Here is a 248-nt window from a genome sequence, read left to right on the forward strand (position 1 = left end):
TCCCGCCTGGCGAGACACGGCTGGTGCCGATGTTTGTCGCGCCCGTCGGTGGCTCGTATCGGTATCACGATCCGCTCGAGGCGCCGCTCAACCGCATCCTCGGGTTGCACGGCGCGTTCGTCGTCGACCCCGCGCGCGGCACGACGGCGATGGGGTCGCCGACGCCGTTCAGTCGCGCGATGCACACGCCGCAGATTGCCGCAGTCTTCGAAGCGTTCGGCCGGCATCCGCGTTTCCCCGGCGACCGC

At 70.6% G+C, this 248-nt stretch carries 1 pseudogene; it reads left to right on the forward strand.

From position 1 onward, the window contains the following. Window positions 1-23 precede the first annotated feature (23 nt). Window positions 24-248 (forward strand): annotated as a pseudogene (locus AC0CH3_RS17890) (multicopper oxidase domain-containing protein); the annotation flags it as partial.

Source organism: Sphingomonas sp. AC449 (assembly GCF_979253475.1).